This window comes from Salmonella sp. SAL-020, from assembly GCF_017372215.1.
In the GTDB taxonomy this organism is placed as follows: Bacteria; Pseudomonadota; Gammaproteobacteria; order Enterobacterales; family Enterobacteriaceae; genus Salmonella; species Salmonella enterica.
Genome location: NZ_CP071690.1, coordinates 472,429 through 491,112, shown reverse-complemented (window position 1 = coordinate 491,112; position 18,684 = coordinate 472,429). Strand labels below are relative to the sequence as shown.

General features: G+C 51.1%; 16 protein-coding genes. 15 read left to right on the top strand and 1 reads right to left on the bottom strand.

Annotation, left to right across the window (positions count from 1 at the left end):
* Positions 1–182: 182 nt before the first annotated feature.
* From J1G48_RS02320 to J1G48_RS02260, 13 genes are all read left to right on the top strand, one after another.
* The gene (locus J1G48_RS02320) at positions 183–1,157 is read left to right on the top strand and encodes an MDR family oxidoreductase (protein ID WP_001148247.1); all 975 of its coding nucleotides are present in this window, start codon (positions 183–185) and stop codon (positions 1,155–1,157) included.
* Positions 1,158–1,269: 112 nt separating this feature from the next.
* Complete coding sequence (msrP, locus tag J1G48_RS02315; RefSeq protein WP_000723872.1) at positions 1,270–2,274, top strand: protein-methionine-sulfoxide reductase catalytic subunit MsrP; 1,005 nt, start codon at positions 1,270–1,272, stop codon at positions 2,272–2,274.
* Positions 2,275–2,874, top strand: coding sequence for a protein-methionine-sulfoxide reductase heme-binding subunit MsrQ (gene msrQ, locus J1G48_RS02310; protein WP_001240054.1), 600 nt, complete (start codon positions 2,275–2,277; stop codon positions 2,872–2,874).
* Positions 2,875–3,266: 392 nt separating this feature from the next.
* Positions 3,267–3,737 carry an acetyl-CoA carboxylase biotin carboxyl carrier protein gene (gene accB / locus J1G48_RS02305; RefSeq protein WP_000354626.1) on the top strand — a complete coding sequence of 157 codons (471 nt, stop codon included), beginning with the start codon at positions 3,267–3,269 and terminating at the stop codon, positions 3,735–3,737.
* Positions 3,738–3,747: 10 nt separating this feature from the next.
* Complete coding sequence (gene accC / locus J1G48_RS02300; RefSeq protein WP_000884627.1) at positions 3,748–5,097, top strand: acetyl-CoA carboxylase biotin carboxylase subunit; 1,350 nt, start codon at positions 3,748–3,750, stop codon at positions 5,095–5,097.
* 108 nt (positions 5,098–5,205) lie between these two features.
* Positions 5,206–5,448 (top strand): YhdT family protein, encoded by a 243-nt coding sequence (locus tag J1G48_RS02295; protein ID WP_000340018.1) that lies wholly within the window; start codon positions 5,206–5,208, stop codon positions 5,446–5,448.
* Entirely contained in the window at positions 5,438–6,889 is a 1,452-nt protein-coding gene (gene panF, locus J1G48_RS02290) for a sodium/pantothenate symporter (RefSeq protein WP_001175741.1), read from the top strand. The genes J1G48_RS02295 and panF overlap by 11 nt, the downstream gene beginning before the upstream one ends.
* Before the next feature lie 11 nt (positions 6,890–6,900).
* Positions 6,901–7,782, top strand: coding sequence for a 50S ribosomal protein L11 methyltransferase (gene prmA, locus J1G48_RS02285; RefSeq protein WP_001145849.1), 882 nt, complete (start codon positions 6,901–6,903; stop codon positions 7,780–7,782).
* Between the two features lie 660 nt (positions 7,783–8,442).
* Positions 8,443–9,408 carry a tRNA dihydrouridine synthase DusB gene (dusB, locus tag J1G48_RS02280; RefSeq protein WP_001219664.1) on the top strand — a complete coding sequence of 322 codons (966 nt, stop codon included), beginning with the start codon at positions 8,443–8,445 and terminating at the stop codon, positions 9,406–9,408.
* Between the two features lie 25 nt (positions 9,409–9,433).
* Complete coding sequence (fis, locus tag J1G48_RS02275; RefSeq protein WP_000462905.1) at positions 9,434–9,730, top strand: DNA-binding transcriptional regulator Fis; 297 nt, start codon at positions 9,434–9,436, stop codon at positions 9,728–9,730.
* Positions 9,731–9,815: 85 nt separating this feature from the next.
* Positions 9,816–10,700: an adenine-specific DNA-methyltransferase gene (gene yhdJ / locus J1G48_RS02270; RefSeq protein ID WP_000642611.1), complete on the top strand. Its 885-nt coding sequence runs from the start codon at positions 9,816–9,818 to the stop codon at positions 10,698–10,700.
* A gap of 82 nt (positions 10,701–10,782) precedes the next feature.
* Positions 10,783–10,947: a DUF2556 family protein gene (locus J1G48_RS02265; RefSeq protein WP_000620015.1), complete on the top strand. Its 165-nt coding sequence runs from the start codon at positions 10,783–10,785 to the stop codon at positions 10,945–10,947.
* A gap of 150 nt (positions 10,948–11,097) precedes the next feature.
* Positions 11,098–13,197 carry a bifunctional diguanylate cyclase/phosphodiesterase gene (locus J1G48_RS02260; protein WP_001145332.1) on the top strand — a complete coding sequence of 700 codons (2,100 nt, stop codon included), beginning with the start codon at positions 11,098–11,100 and terminating at the stop codon, positions 13,195–13,197.
* A gap of 2 nt (positions 13,198–13,199) precedes the next feature.
* On the opposite strand, the gene envR is transcribed toward J1G48_RS02260, so the two are convergent.
* On the bottom strand, positions 13,200–13,862 hold the full coding sequence (gene envR / locus J1G48_RS02255) for an acrEF/envCD operon transcriptional regulator (protein ID WP_001085725.1): 663 nt from the start codon (positions 13,860–13,862) through the stop codon (positions 13,200–13,202).
* A gap of 413 nt (positions 13,863–14,275) precedes the next feature.
* Between envR and J1G48_RS02250 the strand changes: the two genes are divergently transcribed.
* The gene (locus J1G48_RS02250; RefSeq protein WP_000160383.1) at positions 14,276–15,433 is read left to right on the top strand and encodes an efflux RND transporter periplasmic adaptor subunit; all 1,158 of its coding nucleotides are present in this window, start codon (positions 14,276–14,278) and stop codon (positions 15,431–15,433) included.
* A gap of 11 nt (positions 15,434–15,444) precedes the next feature.
* Positions 15,445–18,558 (top strand): efflux RND transporter permease subunit, encoded by a 3,114-nt coding sequence (locus J1G48_RS02245; protein ID WP_001273277.1) that lies wholly within the window; start codon positions 15,445–15,447, stop codon positions 18,556–18,558.
* Positions 18,559–18,684 lie beyond the last annotated feature (126 nt).

The following is an 18,684-nucleotide window of genomic DNA, read 5'->3' as shown; positions in this document are numbered from 1 at the left end:
TATAAACAGTATGAAAAAGCGAATCTGAAGGCGGAATTCGCCACGGCGCGCAATGAAGCAGGCATACTACCAAAATGGATCTATCTGGCAATTTATTGCGTTGCATCGGCATCACGTTTTAATTAGCGAGTATAGTCTTCGTAGCTATTTTTCCAATCTACCATGTAAAGTGAGGACAGGTTATGCAGGCGTTGATCTTAGAACAGCAGGACGGTAAAACCCTCGCATCCGTGCAACATCTCGAAGAGAGTCAACTGCCGGCAGGTGATGTGACGGTGGATGTCCACTGGTCCAGCCTGAATTATAAAGATGCTCTGGCTATCACCGGAAAAGGGAAAATTATCCGTCATTTTCCGATGATTCCTGGTATTGATTTCGCCGGCACCGTTCACGCAAGCGAAGATCCTCGCTTTCATGCAGGCCAGGAAGTACTACTGACTGGCTGGGGCGTGGGCGAAAACCACTGGGGCGGCCTGGCCGAACGCGCACGCGTTAAAGGCGACTGGCTGGTCGCGCTGCCTGCGGGACTGAGCAGCCGTAACGCCATGATCATCGGCACCGCCGGTTTTACCGCCATGCTGTGCGTCATGGCGCTTGAAGATGCAGGTATTCGCCCGCAAGACGGTGAGGTTGTCGTCACCGGTGCCAGCGGCGGCGTGGGCAGCACTGCCGTTGCATTACTGCATAAGCTGGGCTATCAGGTTGCAGCAGTATCAGGACGTGAAAGCACCTACGGCTATCTTAAGAGCCTGGGAGCTAACCGTATTCTCAGCCGCGATGAGTTTGCTGAATCTCGCCCGTTGGAAAAACAGCTATGGGCCGGTGCAATTGATACCGTTGGCGATAAAGTGCTGGCGAAAGTGCTGGCACAGATGAACTATGGCGGTTGCGTGGCCGCCTGCGGCCTGGCGGGCGGCTTCGCGCTGCCGACCACCGTTATGCCATTCATTCTGCGTAATGTGCGTTTGCAAGGGGTGGACTCGGTGATGACCCCACCGGCACGTCGCGCAGAAGCCTGGGCGCGTTTGGTTAAGGATCTGCCGGAATCGTTCTATGCTCAGGCCGCCACAGAGATTACGCTGGCGGATGCGCCGAAGTTCGCCGATGCCATCATCAATAATCAGGTTCAGGGCCGTACGCTGGTGAAGATAAAATAACGTCACGTATAAAAAAATTTACACTTAATTAACTATTTATTTTTACACATTGACACACTCCCTGTCATATTCACTACACGCCATGTTGTGGTGGGTAGACCGGGAGTCTGTGATGAAAAAGATACGTCCATTAACAGAAGCCGATGTGACTGCGGAATCGGCTTTTTTTATGCAGCGCCGACAGGTGCTAAAAGCATTAGGCATCAGCGCGGCCGCCTTATCCTTACCCTCAACGGCGCAGGCCGATCTCTTCAGTTGGTTTAAAGGCAACGATCGTCCGAAAGCGCCTGCCGGTAAACCGCTTGAGTTTAGTCAGCCTGCCGCCTGGCGAAGCGATTTAGCGTTAACGCCGGAAGATAAGGTGACGGGCTACAACAATTTCTATGAGTTTGGCCTTGATAAAGCCGACCCGGCGGCCAATGCCGGAAGTCTGAAAACCGAACCGTGGACGTTGAAAATCAGCGGGGAAGTCGCGAAGCCATTTACGCTGGATTATGACGATTTAACACATCGTTTCCCATTAGAAGAGCGTATCTATCGAATGCGCTGCGTCGAAGCGTGGTCCATGGTCGTGCCGTGGATTGGTTTCCCTTTATATAAGCTACTCGCGCAGGCACAGCCCACCAGCCACGCTAAATATGTGGCATTCGAAACGCTATACGCGCCGGATGATATGCCAGGACAGAAAGATCGTTTTATTGGCGGCGGACTGAAATACCCTTATGTCGAAGGGCTACGTCTGGACGAAGCCATGCATCCGCTGACTCTGATGACCGTTGGCGTCTATGGTAAGGCGTTACCCCCGCAAAACGGCGCGCCCATTCGACTCATCGTTCCATGGAAGTATGGTTTTAAAGGTATTAAATCTATTGTCAGCATTAAACTCACCCGCGAACGTCCGCTAACCACCTGGAATTTGTCGGCTCCCAACGAATATGGTTTTTACGCCAATGTGAACCCGCATGTGGATCATCCACGCTGGTCTCAGGCTACCGAACGCTTTATTGGTTCAGGCGGTATCCTCGATGTGCAAAGGCAGCCGACGCTGCTGTTTAACGGCTATGCCAATGAAGTCGCTTCGCTGTATCGCGGTCTCAATTTGCGGGAGAATTTTTAAGTGCGTCTGACAGCAAAACAGATAACCTGGCTAAAAGTTTGTCTGCATCTTGCCGGTTTTTTGCCGCTTCTGTGGCTCTTTTGGGCGATAAATCACGGTGGACTCAGCGCAGACCCGGTAAAGGATATCCAACACTTTACCGGCAGAACCGCGCTCAAATTTTTGCTCGCCACCTTGCTGGTTTCACCGCTGGCGCGCTACGCTAAACAGCCATTATTGATACGCACACGCCGCCTGTTGGGGTTATGGTGTTTCGTTTGGGCTACGCTGCATTTAACCAGCTATGCCTTACTGGAACTGGGGATACATAACCTGGCGTTGTTAGGAAGCGAGTTGATTTCACGCCCTTATTTGACGCTTGGGATCATTAGCTGGCTGGTGTTATTGGCGCTGACGTTGACCTCAACGCAATTTGCGCAGCGTAAATTGGGCAAACGCTGGCAAACACTGCATAACGTCGTCTATCTTGTCGCGATCCTGGCTCCCATACATTACCTGTGGTCGGTAAAGATTTTATCACCGCAACCGGTCATCTACGCGGCATTAGCGTTAGCCCTTTTAGCGTTGCGTTACCGGAGGTTTCGCCAGTGGTGGCGCTAGTTTGGTGAACTGTGCGGTCGATTGCAAAACGCAAAACAGGTAATGTCCTTTTTATGTTTCGGGTTGATTATCTTCCCTGATAAGACCAGTATTTAGCTGCCAATTGCGACGAAATAGTTATAATGTGCGACTTTACATTCCCCAACGGCGATTTTCGTTCGCAGAAAGGGTGACAATCGAGCAATGAAGGTATATTTTGTTTTTTGCCCGAAAATGGCAGAAGATAGCCACACAATGACTGGCAAATCATGAATTTCACCTTCGTGTGCTACGGCATAACAGGCAAATCAAAGATGCGCGGTATTTTACCCGCGGCAGTCATTCACATGCTTTACAGACGGCGCTAAAACGCCTGTCACAATCACACTAAACAAAGAGTACGGAACCCACTCATGGATATTCGTAAGATTAAAAAACTGATCGAGCTGGTTGAAGAATCAGGTATCTCCGAACTGGAAATTTCTGAAGGCGAAGAATCTGTTCGCATCAGCCGCACAACGGCAAACGCCGGTTTTCCGGTGATGCAGCAGGCTTATGCGGCGCCGATGATGCAGCAACCCGCTCTGTCTAACGCTGTCGCGCCAGCGGCTACTCCAGCAATGGAAGCGCCTGCCGCAGCGGAAATCAGTGGTCACATCGTACGCTCCCCAATGGTTGGTACTTTCTACCGCACCCCAAGCCCGGACGCGAAAGCGTTCATCGAAGTGGGCCAGAAAGTGAACGTGGGCGATACCCTGTGCATCGTTGAAGCCATGAAAATGATGAACCAGATCGAAGCTGACAAAGCAGGTACTGTGAAAGCGATTCTGGTCGAAAGTGGTCAACCGGTAGAATTTGACGAGCCACTGGTCGTCATCGAGTAACGAGGCGAACATGTTGGATAAAATTGTCATCGCCAACCGCGGCGAGATCGCACTACGTATTCTTCGAGCCTGTAAAGAACTCGGCATCAAGACCGTCGCTGTGCACTCAAGCGCGGATCGCGATTTAAAACACGTATTGCTGGCGGATGAGACGGTCTGTATTGGCCCGGCACCGTCCGTAAAAAGTTATCTGAACATCCCGGCTATCATTAGCGCCGCTGAAATCACCGGCGCGGTGGCAATCCACCCGGGTTACGGCTTCCTTTCTGAGAACGCCAATTTTGCCGAGCAGGTTGAACGCTCCGGCTTTATCTTTATCGGCCCGAAAGCGGACACCATCCGCCTGATGGGCGATAAAGTGTCCGCGATTACCGCGATGAAAAAAGCGGGCGTGCCGACCGTACCAGGATCTGACGGCCCGCTGGGCGACGATATGAATGCGAACCGCGCTCATGCCAAACGTATTGGCTATCCGGTGATCATCAAAGCGTCCGGCGGCGGCGGCGGCCGCGGTATGCGCGTGGTTCGTAGCGATGCTGAACTGGCGCAGTCCATCTCCATGACCAAAGCGGAAGCGAAAGCGGCTTTCAGCAACGACATGGTATACATGGAAAAATACCTGGAAAATCCACGCCACATCGAAATTCAGGTGCTGGCGGACGGCCAGGGCAACGCTATCTATCTGGCGGAACGCGACTGTTCCATGCAGCGTCGCCACCAGAAAGTGGTTGAAGAAGCCCCGGCGCCAGGCATTACGCCGGAACTGCGTCGCTATATCGGCGAACGCTGCGCGAAAGCGTGCGTAGACATCGGCTATCGCGGCGCAGGGACGTTCGAATTCCTGTTCGAAAACGGCGAGTTCTATTTCATCGAAATGAACACCCGTATTCAGGTTGAACACCCGGTGACTGAAATGATTACCGGCGTCGATTTGATCAAAGAGCAGTTGCGCATCGCGGCGGGTCAGCCGCTGTCGATCACACAGGACGAAGTTGTCGTTCGAGGCCATGCGGTAGAATGCCGTATCAATGCCGAAGATCCGAACACCTTCCTGCCAAGCCCAGGCAAAATCACGCGCTTCCATGCGCCTGGCGGCTTTGGCGTTCGCTGGGAATCTCATATCTACGCGGGCTACACGGTGCCGCCGTACTATGATTCCATGATCGGCAAACTCATCTGCTACGGTGAAAACCGCGACGTGGCGATTGCCCGTATGAAAAATGCCCTGCAGGAACTGATTATCGATGGTATCAAAACCAATATCGATCTGCAGACCCGCATCATGAATGACGAGCACTTCCAGCACGGTGGAACCAACATCCACTATCTGGAGAAAAAACTCGGTCTTCAGGAAAAGTAATCGCACGTTAATCTCAAAAGGCCGGTGAATCCGGCCTTTTTTATTTCTGGGGATAGCGATGCCCCATCATGTACAATTCCCGCTTTCTTCACCCATAAGGGACAAAAAATGGACGCTCGTTTTGTTCAGGCCCATAAAGAGGCGCGCTGGGCGCTGTGGCTGACCCTTTGCTATCTGGCGGCATGGTTAGTGGCTGCTTACTTACCTGGAGACTCGCCGGGAATTACCGGTCTGCCGCACTGGTTCGAGATGGCCTGCTTATTGACGCCGCTGGTCTTTATTTTGCTGTGCTGGGCGATGGTGAAATTCATTTATCGCGATATTTCGCTGGAGGATGACGATGCAGCTTGAGGTCATTCTACCGCTGGTAGCCTATCTGGTCGTGGTCTTCGGGGTCTCGATTTACGCTATGCGCAAGCGTACCGCCGGCACTTTTTTAAACGAATATTTTCTTGGCAGCCGTTCGATGGGCGGGATCGTGCTCGCGATGACGCTTACCGCCACCTATATTAGCGCCAGTTCATTTATCGGCGGTCCCGGCGCGGCTTATAAATACGGTCTGGGCTGGGTCTTGCTGGCGATGATCCAGCTTCCCGCCGTCTGGCTTTCACTGGGTATTCTGGGTAAAAAATTCGCTATCCTGGCGCGTCGCTATAATGCCGTCACGCTTAACGATATGCTATTCGCGCGTTACCAAAGCCGCCTGCTGGTGTGGTTGGCAAGCCTGAGTTTATTGGTCGCGTTTATTGGCGCAATGACCGTACAATTTATCGGCGGCGCGCGACTGCTGGAAACCGCGGCGGGAATTCCCTACGAAACCGGCCTGCTAATATTTGGCGTCAGTATCGCACTCTATACGGCGTTTGGCGGCTTTCGCGCCAGCGTACTTAACGATACGCTACAGGGCCTGGTGATGCTGGTCGGCACGATAGTGCTGCTGGTGGGCGTGATCCATGCGGCGGGCGGTCTAAGTCAGGCCGTTGACACGCTGCACGCTCTCGACCCCAAACTGGTAACGCCGCAGGGCGCCGATGACATACTTTCTCCCGCCTTTATGACCTCTTTTTGGGTACTGGTCTGTTTTGGTGTGATTGGCCTGCCGCATACGGCGGTGCGCTGCATCTCCTATAAAGACAGTAAAGCGGTACACCGGGGCATTATTATCGGTACGATTGTCGTGGCGATTTTAATGTTCGGGATGCACCTTGCCGGCGCGCTGGGTCGCGCGGTGCTTCCGGATCTGACGGTGCCGGATCTGGTGATCCCAACGCTAATGGTGAAAGTTTTGCCGCCGTTTGCCGCCGGGATCTTCCTCGCTGCGCCAATGGCGGCGATCATGTCAACAATTAACGCCCAACTGCTGCAAAGTTCCGCGACGATCATTAAAGATCTCTATCTCAACCTGCGCCCCGATCAGATGCAAAATGAGATCCGGCTGAAGCGTATGTCGGCAGCGATTACATTACTGCTAGGCGCGCTGTTGCTGCTGGCCGCATGGAAACCGCCAGAGATGATCATTTGGCTCAACCTGCTGGCGTTTGGCGGCCTGGAAGCGGTGTTCTTATGGCCGCTGGTATTGGGCCTTTACTGGGAGCGGGCAAACGCGGCAGGCGCATTAAGCGCCATGATCGTGGGCGGCGTGCTATATGCCCTGCTTGCCACATTTAATATTCAGTACCTGGGCTTTCATCCGATTGTGCCCGCGTTACTGTTAAGTTTATTGGCTTTTCTGATCGGAAACCGATTCGGCTCTTCCGCTTCGCAAGCCACCGTATTGTCTACTGATAAATAAAGAGTTTTGCCATGCCATGGATCCAATTGAAACTGAATACCACCGGCGCGAATGCTGAAGAGCTGAGTGATGCGCTGATGGAAGCGGGCGCCGTTTCCATTACCTTTCAGGATACGCACGATACGCCGGTTTTTGAGCCGTTGCCGGGCGAAACCCGTCTGTGGGGCGATACCGATGTGATCGGTCTGTTCGACGCCGAAACCGACATGAAAGACGTTGTCGCGATTCTGGAGCAACATCCGCTGCTGGGTGCCGGATTTGCCCATAAAATCGAACAACTGGAAGATAAAGACTGGGAACGCGAATGGATGGATAATTTCCATCCGATGCGTTTTGGCGAGCGTCTGTGGATTTGTCCCAGCTGGCGTGACATTCCGGACGAGAATGCCGTCAACGTGATGCTCGACCCGGGACTGGCGTTCGGTACGGGTACGCACCCCACCACCTCTTTATGTCTGCAATGGCTGGACGGGCTCGATCTCAACGGCAAAACCGTGATCGACTTTGGCTGCGGTTCAGGCATTCTGGCGATTGCCGCGCTGAAACTGGGAGCGGCAAAGGCGATTGGTATTGATATCGATCCGCAAGCTATTCAGGCCAGTCGCGATAATGCTGAACGCAACGGCGTGTCTGACCGGCTGGAGCTGTACCTGCCGAAAGACCAGCCAGAAGCCATGAAAGCCGACGTGGTCGTCGCTAACATCCTGGCAGGCCCATTACGCGAACTGGCCCCGTTAATCAGCGTACTGCCCGTTGAAGGCGGTCTGCTGGGGCTTTCAGGTATTCTCGCCAGCCAGGCGGAAAGCGTCTGCGATGCTTACGCCGAGCTTTTCACTCTCGACCCGGTCGTCGAAAAAGAAGAATGGTGCCGCATTACTGGCCGTAAGAAATAATTCTTGTCAGCGTGGTCGCCCGGCCACGCTTTTCTCCACACAACTGCCTTAACGCCTTTCAGGCACCGAGACATCATTAAATTCATCAAATGAATGCCTGAAATAACTTCTTTGTCACTATCCGTCTGGATAAACAGCTGCTACCAGCGGACAAAAGATACTGGCGTTTTAACGGGTCGCAGCCATCGCCCTCGTACTTAGTAATGCTGTCCGGGTTGTTCTGCAGCATCCGCTAACCCTCTCTTCAGCGCAGCTGGAAAAATTTATCCGTGCCATTCATGAACACAAAAGCGCATCTGTGCGCCCCCTTCCGACTGGCAATGGAGAAAAATCACGCGCAGCGGGAAGTGATCTTGTCCTGAAACGAGACGGCGATCCCATTCATTTGGGGTAATTAGCTTATAAAAAAAGCAGATTATTCCGCTTATCTTGTTTCTGGACGAAGAAATAGAGAGAAGTTACGGGAATTTGTAAGCGCGTACAAAACCGCCGACAATAAATAACCCTATGATTTTACTGAATTATAAATTTATTTTGCTGTTTTTAAGCACGATTCATTGATCTACAACAGTGGATTGTTCAAAGTTTGGCCTTTCATCTCGTGCAAAAAATGCGTAATATACGCCGCCTTGCAGTCACAGTATGGTCATTTCTTAACTCATGCGCATCGGACAATATCAGCTCAGAAATCGCCTGATCGCAGCGCCCATGGCTGGCATTACTGACAGACCTTTCCGGACGCTGTGCTATGAGATGGGAGCAGGATTGACAGTATCCGAGATGATGTCTTCTAACCCGCAAGTGTGGGAAAGCGATAAATCTCGTTTACGGATGGTGCACGTTGATGAGCCAGGAATTCGCACGGTGCAAATTGCCGGTAGCGACCCTGTTGAGATGGCCGATGCCGCACGTATTAACGTGGAAAGCGGCGCCCAGATTATTGATATCAATATGGGGTGCCCGGCGAAGAAAGTGAATCGTAAGCTGGCAGGTTCAGCCCTCTTGCAGTACCCGGATTTAGTGAAGTCTATACTCATCGGGGTCGTAAACGCAGTGGACGTTCCTGTGACTCTCAAGATTCGCACCGGCTGGGCGCCGGAACACCGTAACTGCGTAGAGATTGCCCAACTGGCTGAAGATTGTGGTATTCAGGCTCTGACCATCCATGGCCGCACCCGCGCCTGTTTGTTCAACGGAGAAGCTGAATACGACAGTATTCGGGCAGTTAAGCAGAAAGTTTCCATTCCGATTATCGCGAATGGCGACATTACTAACCCGCATAAAGCCAGAGCTGTTCTCGACTATACAGGGGCGGATGCCCTGATGATAGGCCGCGCAGCTCAGGGAAGACCCTGGATCTTTCGGGAAATCCAGCATTATCTGGACACTGGGGAGCTGCTTCCGCCGCTGCCGCTGGCAGAGGTAAAGCGCTTGCTTTGCACGCATGTTCGGGAACTGCATGACTTTTACGGTCAGGCAAAAGGGTACCGAATCGCGCGTAAACACGTCTCCTGGTATCTCCAGGAGCACGCTCCAGACGACCAGTTTCGGCGCACATTCAACGCTATTGAGGACGCCAGCGAACAGCTGGAGGCGTTGGAGGCATACTTCGAAAATTTTGCGTAAACAGAAATAAAGAGCTGACAGAACTATGTTCGAACAACGCGTAAATTCTGACGTACTGACCGTTTCTACCGTTAACTCTCAGGATCAGGTAACCCAAAAACCCCTGCGTGACTCGGTTAAACAGGCACTGAAGAACTATTTTGCTCAACTGAATGGTCAGGACGTTAATGACCTGTATGAGCTGGTACTGGCTGAAGTAGAACAGCCCCTGTTGGACATGGTGATGCAATACACCCGTGGTAACCAGACCCGTGCTGCTCTGATGATGGGCATCAACCGTGGTACGCTGCGTAAAAAATTAAAAAAATACGGCATGAACTAATTTCGATTAGCTAACTGCTTGTTTAAAAAGGCGCTACTCGGCATGGGGAAGCGCCTTTTTTATACGCATCACATGGAATTTGGTCATGAAAGCGGAATGTGAACCTCAGTACTTTGGCGATGAATCGAAGAAGATTATTCACGGTGACGCGCTAACAGAACTTAAAAAACTGCCTTCTGAAAGCATTGACTTAATTTTTGCCGATCCGCCTTACAATATCGGAAAAGATTTCGACGGTATGGTGGAGTCCTGGGACGAAGCGTCTTTTCTGGCCTGGCTGTATGAATGCATTGATGAGTGCCACCGCGTACTGAAGAAACACGGCACCATGTACATCATGAATAGCACAGAAAATATGCCGTATATCGATCTCAAATGCCGAACGCTTTTTACCATCAAAAGCCGTATCGTCTGGTCCTATGATAGTTCCGGGGTGCAGGCGAAAAAATACTTTGGTTCTATGTATGAACCGATCCTGATGATGGTAAAAAACCCGAAAAGCTATACCTTTAACCGTGATGCGATTCTGGTCGAAACCACTACGGGCGCTAAGCGCGCGCTAATCGATTATCGAAAAAACCCGCCCCAACCATACAATCAGAAAAAAGTGCCGGGCAACGTCTGGTCATTTCCTCGCGTACGTTATCTGATGGATGAATATGAAAACCATCCTACGCAAAAGCCCAGCGCGCTGTTAAAACGGATCATACTGGCCTCTTCTAACCCGAGCGATACCGTATTGGACCCTTTCGCGGGCAGTTTCACCACAGGCGCTGTCGCAGCGGCGTCAGGTCGTAAGTTTATCGGTATTGAACTCAATAATGAGTACGTAAAAATGGGGCTCAGAAGATTGAGCGTCACTTCGCATTATTCAGAAAATGAACTTGCAAAAGTCAAAAAGAGAAAAACACAAAACCTGTCCAAAAAGCAGCGAAATGTCGGGATAAACGCGCTATCTTCAGAGAAGTAAAAGCATTGTAAGTCCGCTTTTCAGCGTCAAAATTTCATGTATATTCCCAGCACGCATGGGCATGAATACACAGGATTTGACGATGATACGTAAGTATTGGTGGCTGGTTGTTTTTGCCGTCTCCGTTTTTCTTTTTGATGCGCTTTTGATGCAATGGATCGAATTGATGGCAACTGAACAGGATAAGTGCCGAAACATGGATTCGGTTAACCCTCTCAAATTGATCAATTGTACCGATCTGGAGTAGCGAACCGGGCGATTTAACCTATGATTATTTATCACCCGGATTTCTTTTATCCCTTATAAAAACAGGGAATTAAAACACGTTGAGGATAAAAGAAGGGGTGATACTGTCTCGTCCTGTTCTTTTCCTGCATAACCAATGAGCTAATGATACATGCCGGTTAGTGAGTACAACCACATCCTTGTGGCGGTTTCATTTGCTGTCGCTATTTTTGCGTCCTATACCGCATTAAATATGGCCGGACGCGTAGCAGGAAGCGCCCGATCAAACGCCAGAATATGGCTAATGGGCGGCGGCTTCGCGCTGGGCGTCGGTATTTGGGCGATGCATTTTGTCGGGATGCTGGCGATGGATCACGCGATGAACATGCGCTTCGATCCGTTCCTCACCGGCCTCTCCATGCTGATCGCGATCGGCTCCTCCCTGTTTGCGCTATGGCTGGTCAGCGCTGAAAAACTGCGCCTGCGCCGTTTACTGCCGGGCGCGCTGGTGATGGGACTGGGCATCAGCGCAATGCATTATACCGGGATGGCGGCGCTGCAATTTGCTTCCATTATCGTCTGGAATAGCGCGTGGGTTGCCCTCTCTATCATTATCGCGCTACTGGCGTCCTGCGGCGCGCTGTGGCTCACGTTCCGCCTGCGTCATGAGGGAACAGATGTCGCCCTGAGGCGAGCAGGCGCCGCGGTATTAATGGGGATAGCTATCGCCGGCATGCATTACGCCGGCATGAAGGCCGCACACTTTCCCCAAAACTGGCCGATGGAGCATCGTGGCGTCGATAGCAACTGGCTGGCTGTTCTTGTCAGCGTGGTCGCGCTGACTATCCTGGGTATTACTCTGCTGGTTTCTTTATTTGACGCCCGGCTTCAGGCCCGTACCGCACTACTTGCCTCTTCGCTGGCGCAGGCGAACCAGGAACTGGCGCAGTTGGCGCTGCATGATACGCTCACCCGTTTACCAAACCGGGTGCTTCTTGAGGATCGTCTGGAACAGGCCATCAGCAAAGCGAATCGGGAAAACACGTCTTTCGCGCTACTGTTTATGGATCTGGATGGCTTTAAAACCGTTAATGACGCTTATGGTCATGATATCGGCGATAAGCTACTGGTAGCGGTCACGCATCGTCTGAACCAACCGCTGAGCGGGCAGTTTACCCTGGCGCGGATTGGCGGCGACGAATTTGTGCTGCTTGCAGAAGTCAGCGCGCCTGACGAAGCGGCTTCCCTTGCCAGCGCGCTGGTACATTCGATAGATGCGCCCTTTACAATAGATCCGTACGAACTGGTCGTCACCCTTAGCGTGGGAATAGCGCTCTATCCGCTGGACGGAAAAAACGAACGGGAACTGATGTTCAACGCCGATGCCGCAATGTACCACACGAAACATACGGGGCGTAACGGATACCATTTCTTTCAGCCATCAATGAATATGCTGGCGCAAACCCAACTTCAGCTAATGAATGACCTGTGGCTGGCGCTGGAAAGACAAGAGCTCAGGTTAGTGTATCAGCCTAAATTTCAGGCTTCTGCCGGCCCTATTGTAGGATTTGAGGCCCTGTTGCGCTGGTATCATCCAAAACAAGGCGTACTGAATCCTGACCAGTTTTTACCGCTGGCGGAAAAAACGGGTCTTATCGTCACTATCGGTAGCTGGGTGATAGACGAGGCGTGTCGACAGCTCCGCGAGTGGCACTTACAGGGATACGACTTATGGTCAGTGGCGGTAAATCTGTCCGCCTTACAATTTGAGCAGCCCGGGCTTGTGGACACCATTACGCGGAGCCTGGCCCGACACAGTATCCGTCCCGATTTATTGATTCTGGAAATCACCGAAACCACGGCGATGAACAAGCCAGAGCAAAGCGTCGCTATACTCACCAGATTAACGGAAATGGGGGTTAAGGCCTCTATTGACGACTTTGGCACCGGTTATTCCAGCCTTCTCTATCTGAAACGTCTTCCGGCGTGCGAACTAAAAATTGATCGCGCTTTCGTACATGAACTCAGCGAGGCAGGCGACGGCGCGACCATTGTTGCGGCTATTGTCGCGCTGGCGAAAGCGTTAAATCTGCAAATTGTGGCAGAAGGGGTAGAGAATGAAACGCAGCAACAATTTTTGACCCAGTTAGGATGCCATACGCTTCAGGGGTTCCTGCTTGGCAAGCCGCGTACGGCAGAGGAAATTGCTCGCGATATTCGGGATCCTGCCAATATATTCACAAGGTCAATATATAATATCAACTCAAAATAATCTCAGGCTTCTTCCGCCTGTTGTTCATTTGGCATTAATTGCCTCACACTGCCATCCGGGCTTAGCATTTTTAATACATTATCGACTAATGCAGGCGCCTGCTTATAAAGATCATAACTTGTGGGATTCATTAACCAGTTTTTTACTATTCCGCTAAAACTACCATGCAGAATAATTAATATGACATCCAGATCAAGACTGCCTGAGATCAGTTTTTTATCCATACATCGCTGTAATACTTCAAGCAGCGACTGATGATGGAAACCCATCTTCTCCCGAATGGCCTGTTCCGATATCATACCATTATGGAATTCACATTTATGATATAAAATCTGCATTAATGCCTGCTGACGAGGCACTGCCGCAATATATTGTAAGGCTGCAATAAATTTCTCTCGTAGATCCTGTAAAGGATTATCATTCCAGCATCCCGTAAGCCTATCCTGAATAAGTTCGCGTAAAGGTGGTTGCTGTAACCAAACCTCATTAAACAACTGCGTTTTATTCTCAAAGTGCCAGTAGATGGCGCCCCGCGTGACATCAGCGGCATCAGCGATATCATTCAACGTCGTGTTGGCAACGCCGCGCAAAGCGAACTGCGCAATAGCGGTTTCAATCAAATGTTGCCGCGTTTTAAGCGCATCCGCCTTCGTTTTCTTCGCCATAATTAAGATATCCTGGACCATAAAAACGATAAATACGCTGATAAAATACTCAGCACAAAAAACAACTTTATCATGTCCTTTTTAGTCAGACGAGAGACAGCTATTTTTATTTCGCACAATATCGCCAAATCAATAATAAAAACAAATAAATTAATAAAACACATTCATATAAAATATATATTTCTATTTATGTTATTCAACATCATGATTTTACTAATCGGGACATTATGAAACGACAGGGAATAGTTCTTTTTTTTTGCTTTTATGTGCCGTGAACCCCATCCCAAAATAAGTATTGCTTACATCACAAGCTAATAATTTGTAGGATACCCCACTGCTATTCTATTTTTCGCGCGTTAACGCCTTACCGTTATCCGGTGAATAACGAGCTTTCGGTTTTTTAAGGAACAGTAATGACGAAACATGCCAGGTTTTCACTCCTGCCCTCATTCATCATATTCTCTGCTGCGCTGCTGGCCGGTTGTAATGACCAGGGAGATACCCAGGCTCATGCCGGCGAGCCGCAAGTCACCGTCCATGTGGTCGAAACAGCGCCGCTAGCCGTAACGACCGAACTTCCCGGACGTACGTCCGCATTTCGCATTGCGGAGGTTCGCCCCCAGGTGAGCGGGATCGTGCTTAAAAGAAACTTCACCGAAGGTAGCGATGTAGAGGCCGGGCAGTCGCTCTATCAGATCGATCCTGCCACTTATCAGGCTGATTATGACAGCGCTAAAGGCGAACTTGCTAAAAGCGAAGCGGCTGCGGCTATCGCGCACCTGACGGTCAAACGCTATGTTCCACTGGTCGGCACAAAATATATCAGCCAACAGGAATATGATCAGGCGATTGCCGACGCCCGCCAGGCCGATGCCGCCGTTGTGGCGGCAAAAGCCGCTGTTGAAAGCGCGCGTATTAACCTTGCGTATACCAAAGTCACCTCACCCATCAGCGGGCGTATAGGAAAATCTAATGTGACTGAAGGCGCGCTGGTGACTAATGGTCAGTCAACTGAACTGGCTACCGTGCAACAACTCGATCCGATTTATGTCGACGTGACGCAATCAAGCAACGACTTTATGCGACTCAAGCAATCCGTCGAACAAGGTAACCTGCATAAAGACAGCGCCAGTAGCACGGTTCAACTGGTAATGGAAAATGGTCAGGTCTACCCGATTAAAGGCACGCTGCAATTTTCCGACGTTACCGTAGATGAAAGCACCGGCTCTATCACGCTCAGGGCGGTGTTCCCTAACCCGCAACACAGTCTGCTTCCCGGTATGTTTGTTCGCGCCCGCATTGATGAAGGCGTCCAGCCCAATGCCATCCTTGTCCCCCAGCAGGGCGTAACCCGCACGCCGCGCGGCGACGCAATGGTGATGGTGGTTAACGATAAAAGCCAGGTCGAAGCCCGCAATGTCGTGGCGGCGCAGGCTATTGGCGATAAATGGCTCATCAGCGAAGGGTTAAAACCGGGCGATAAGGTCATCGTCAGCGGCTTACAAAAAGCGCGACCGGGCGTCCAGGTGAAAGCCACTACCGATGCTCCTGCAGCGAAAACGGCGCAATAAGGTAACCGTACATGGCAAACTTTTTTATTAGACGTCCTATTTTCGCCTGGGTTCTGGCCATTATCCTGATGATGGCTGGCGCACTGGCAATAATGCAACTTCCCGTTGCGCAGTATCCAACCATTGCGCCGCCAGCGGTTTCTATTTCTGCAACCTATCCTGGCGCGGATGCGCAGACGGTACAGGATACGGTTACTCAGGTTATCGAACAAAATATGAACGGTATCGATAACCTGATGTATATGTCCTCTACCAGCGACTCTGCTGGTAGCGTGACCATCACCCTGACCTTCCAGTCCGGAACCGATCCGGATATCGCGCAGGTTCAGGTGCAAAATAAATTGCAGCTCGCCACGCCTTTACTGCCGCAAGAAGTCCAGCAGCAGGGGATTAGCGTTGAAAAATCCAGCAGCAGCTTTTTGATGGTCGCCGGGTTCGTCTCAGATAATCCGAACACTACCCAGGACGACATCTCTGACTATGTCGCCTCTAACATTAAGGATTCTATCAGCCGTCTGAATGGTGTGGGCGACGTTCAGCTATTTGGCGCACAGTACGCCATGCGTATCTGGCTGGATGCGAATCTGCTAAATAAATACCAGCTCACGCCAGTTGACGTCATCAACCAGTTAAAAGTACAGAACGACCAGATTGCGGCAGGCCAACTGGGCGGCACGCCAGCATTACCGGGCCAGCAGCTTAACGCCTCAATCATCGCCCAAACGCGTCTGAAAGATCCGGAAGAGTTCGGCAAAGTTACGTTGCGCGTCAATACCGACGGCTCTGTCGTCCATCTCAAAGATGTCGCGCGTATTGAGCTTGGCGGTGAAAACTATAACGTTGTAGCGCGCATTAACGGTAAACCGGCCTCCGGTCTCGGTATTAAACTGGCGACCGGCGCTAACGCGCTGGATACCGCAACCGCAATCAAAGCGAAACTGGCGGAGCTGCAGCCTTTCTTCCCCCAGGGAATGAAGGTGGTTTATCCTTATGACACAACGCCCTTCGTAAAAATATCTATCCACGAAGTGGTAAAAACGCTGTTTGAAGCGATTATTCTGGTGTTCCTGGTAATGTATCTGTTCTTACAGAATATCCGGGCAACCCTGATTCCTACCATCGCTGTTCCTGTCGTGTTGCTAGGCACTTTTGCGGTACTCGCCGCCTTTGGCTATTCCATCAATACCCTGACGATGTTCGGCATGGTACTGGCGATAGGGCTGTTGGTTGACGATGCGATAGTGGTCGTAGAAAACGTTGAACGTGTAATGATGGAGGATAACCTTCCTCCCCGAGAGGCGACGGAAAAATCCATGTCGCAGATTCAGGGAGCGCTGGTTGGTATCGCGATGGTACTGTCTGCGGTATTTATCCCGATGGCCTTTTTTGGCGGCTCGACCGGGGCAATTTATCGCCAGTTCTCTATTACTATTGTTTCAGCAATGGCGCTATCCGTTCTGGTTGCGTTGATTCTGACGCCAGCGCTGTGCGCTACGCTGCTTAAACCCGTATCTGCTGAACATCACGAGAAAAAAAGCGGCTTCTTTGGCTGGTTCAATACCAGGTTTGACCACAGCGTTAACCACTATACTAACAGCGTAAGCGGCATCGTGCGTAATACGGGTCGCTATCTCATTATCTATCTACTTATTGTAGTCGGAATGGCGGTTCTGTTTTTACGCCTCCCGACCTCCTTCCTGCCGGAAGAAGATCAGGGGGTATTCCTGACCATGATTCAGCTCCCCTCTGGCGCTACGCAAGAACGTACGCAGAAAGTGCTGGATCAAGTCACTCATTACTACCTGAATAATGAAAAAGCGAACGTCGAAAGCGTGTTTACCGTAAACGGCTTTAGCTTTAGCGGTCAGGGACAAAACTCAGGGATGGCATTTGTCAGCCTTAAACCCTGGGAAGAGCGTAACGGTGAAGAAAATAGCGTCGAAGCCGTTATCGCCAGAGCGACACGCGCCTTCAGCCAGATTCGCGACGGGTTGGTGTTCCCCTTCAACATGCCAGCAATTGTCGAGTTAGGTACCGCGACAGGTTTCGACTTTGAACTGATTGATCAGGGAGGACTCGGTCACGATGCGTTAACAAAAGCGCGTAATCAACTCCTGGGTATGGTCGCGAAGCATCCTGACCTATTAGTGCGCGTACGCCCGAACGGGCTGGAAGACACGCCACAGTTCAAGCTGGATGTCGATCAAGAAAAAGCGCAGGCGCTCGGTGTTTCGCTGTCTGATATCAACGAAACCATCTCCGCGGCGTTGGGCGGCTATTACGTTAACGACTTTATCGATCGCGGACGAGTGAAAAAAGTATACGTTCAGGCTGACGCTCAGTTCCGTATGCTGCCGGGAGATATCAACAATCTTTATGTACGCAGCGCCAATGGCGAGATGGTGCCCTTCTCTACCTTTAGCTCAGCACGGTGGATTTATGGTTCGCCACGCCTGGAACGCTATAACGGGATGCCGTCAATGGAACTGCTCGGTGAAGCAGCGCCCGGACGAAGTACCGGTGAAGCCATGTCGTTAATGGAAAACCTGGCTTCACAGCTGCCAAACGGTATTGGCTATGACTGGACAGGTATGTCGTATCAGGAACGGTTGTCAGGTAACCAGGCGCCGGCGCTGTACGCAATCTCACTCATTGTCGTTTTCCTCTGCCTTGCCGCTCTGTATGAAAGCTGGTCAATTCCGTTCTCGGTAATGCTGGTCGTACCGCTCGGCGTGGTTGGCGCTCTGCTTGCAGCGTCATTGCGCGGTCTGAACAATGACGTTTACTTCCAGGTTGGCTTGTTAACCACTATTGGCCTTTCTGCTAAAAACGCCATCCTGATTGTCGAGTTCGCCAAAGATCTCATGGAAAAAGAAGGACGTGGATTGATTGAAGCGACGCTGGAAGCATCCCGTATGCGTTTACGTCCTATTCTAATGACCTCGCTGGCCTTTATTCTCGGGGTAATGCCGTTAGTTATCAGTCGTGGCGCAGGTAGTGGGGCACAGAACGCAGTAGGCACAGGGGTTATGGGGGGAATGTTAACCGCAACCTTATTAGCTATCTTCTTCGTGCCAGTATTCTTCGTTGTTGTAAAACGCCGATTTAATCGCCATCATGATTAACCGGTAAACAGAGGCGTCTTCGGACGCCTTTTTAAACGGTACGTCTTTATCTCCGCTATTCCCCCCTCTCCGCTTACCTCTGCATTCTCCATAGTTTTTACAATTCACATGAATTGAGATGATTCC

Excerpts from the sequence above, each read along its gene's own strand:
- yhdJ (WP_000642611.1), top strand. The coding sequence starts at position 9,816 with ATGAAAGCGGAATGTGAACCTCAGTACTTTGGCGATGAATCGAAGAAG.
- envR (WP_001085725.1), bottom strand. The coding sequence starts at position 13,862 with ATGGCGAAGAAAACGAAGGCGGATGCGCTTAAAACGCGGCAACATTTG.
- prmA (WP_001145849.1), top strand. The coding sequence starts at position 6,901 with ATGCCATGGATCCAATTGAAACTGAATACCACCGGCGCGAATGCTGAA.
- accB (WP_000354626.1), top strand. The coding sequence starts at position 3,267 with ATGGATATTCGTAAGATTAAAAAACTGATCGAGCTGGTTGAAGAATCA.
- accC (WP_000884627.1), top strand. The coding sequence starts at position 3,748 with ATGTTGGATAAAATTGTCATCGCCAACCGCGGCGAGATCGCACTACGT.
- J1G48_RS02245 (WP_001273277.1), top strand. The coding sequence starts at position 15,445 with ATGGCAAACTTTTTTATTAGACGTCCTATTTTCGCCTGGGTTCTGGCC.
- msrP (WP_000723872.1), top strand. The coding sequence starts at position 1,270 with ATGAAAAAGATACGTCCATTAACAGAAGCCGATGTGACTGCGGAATCG.
- fis (WP_000462905.1), top strand. The coding sequence starts at position 9,434 with ATGTTCGAACAACGCGTAAATTCTGACGTACTGACCGTTTCTACCGTT.
- J1G48_RS02265 (WP_000620015.1), top strand. The coding sequence starts at position 10,783 with ATGATACGTAAGTATTGGTGGCTGGTTGTTTTTGCCGTCTCCGTTTTT.
- J1G48_RS02295 (WP_000340018.1), top strand. The coding sequence starts at position 5,206 with ATGGACGCTCGTTTTGTTCAGGCCCATAAAGAGGCGCGCTGGGCGCTG.
- J1G48_RS02250 (WP_000160383.1), top strand. The coding sequence starts at position 14,276 with ATGACGAAACATGCCAGGTTTTCACTCCTGCCCTCATTCATCATATTC.
- J1G48_RS02260 (WP_001145332.1), top strand. The coding sequence starts at position 11,098 with ATGCCGGTTAGTGAGTACAACCACATCCTTGTGGCGGTTTCATTTGCT.
- dusB (WP_001219664.1), top strand. The coding sequence starts at position 8,443 with ATGCGCATCGGACAATATCAGCTCAGAAATCGCCTGATCGCAGCGCCC.
- J1G48_RS02320 (WP_001148247.1), top strand. The coding sequence starts at position 183 with ATGCAGGCGTTGATCTTAGAACAGCAGGACGGTAAAACCCTCGCATCC.
- panF (WP_001175741.1), top strand. The coding sequence starts at position 5,438 with ATGCAGCTTGAGGTCATTCTACCGCTGGTAGCCTATCTGGTCGTGGTC.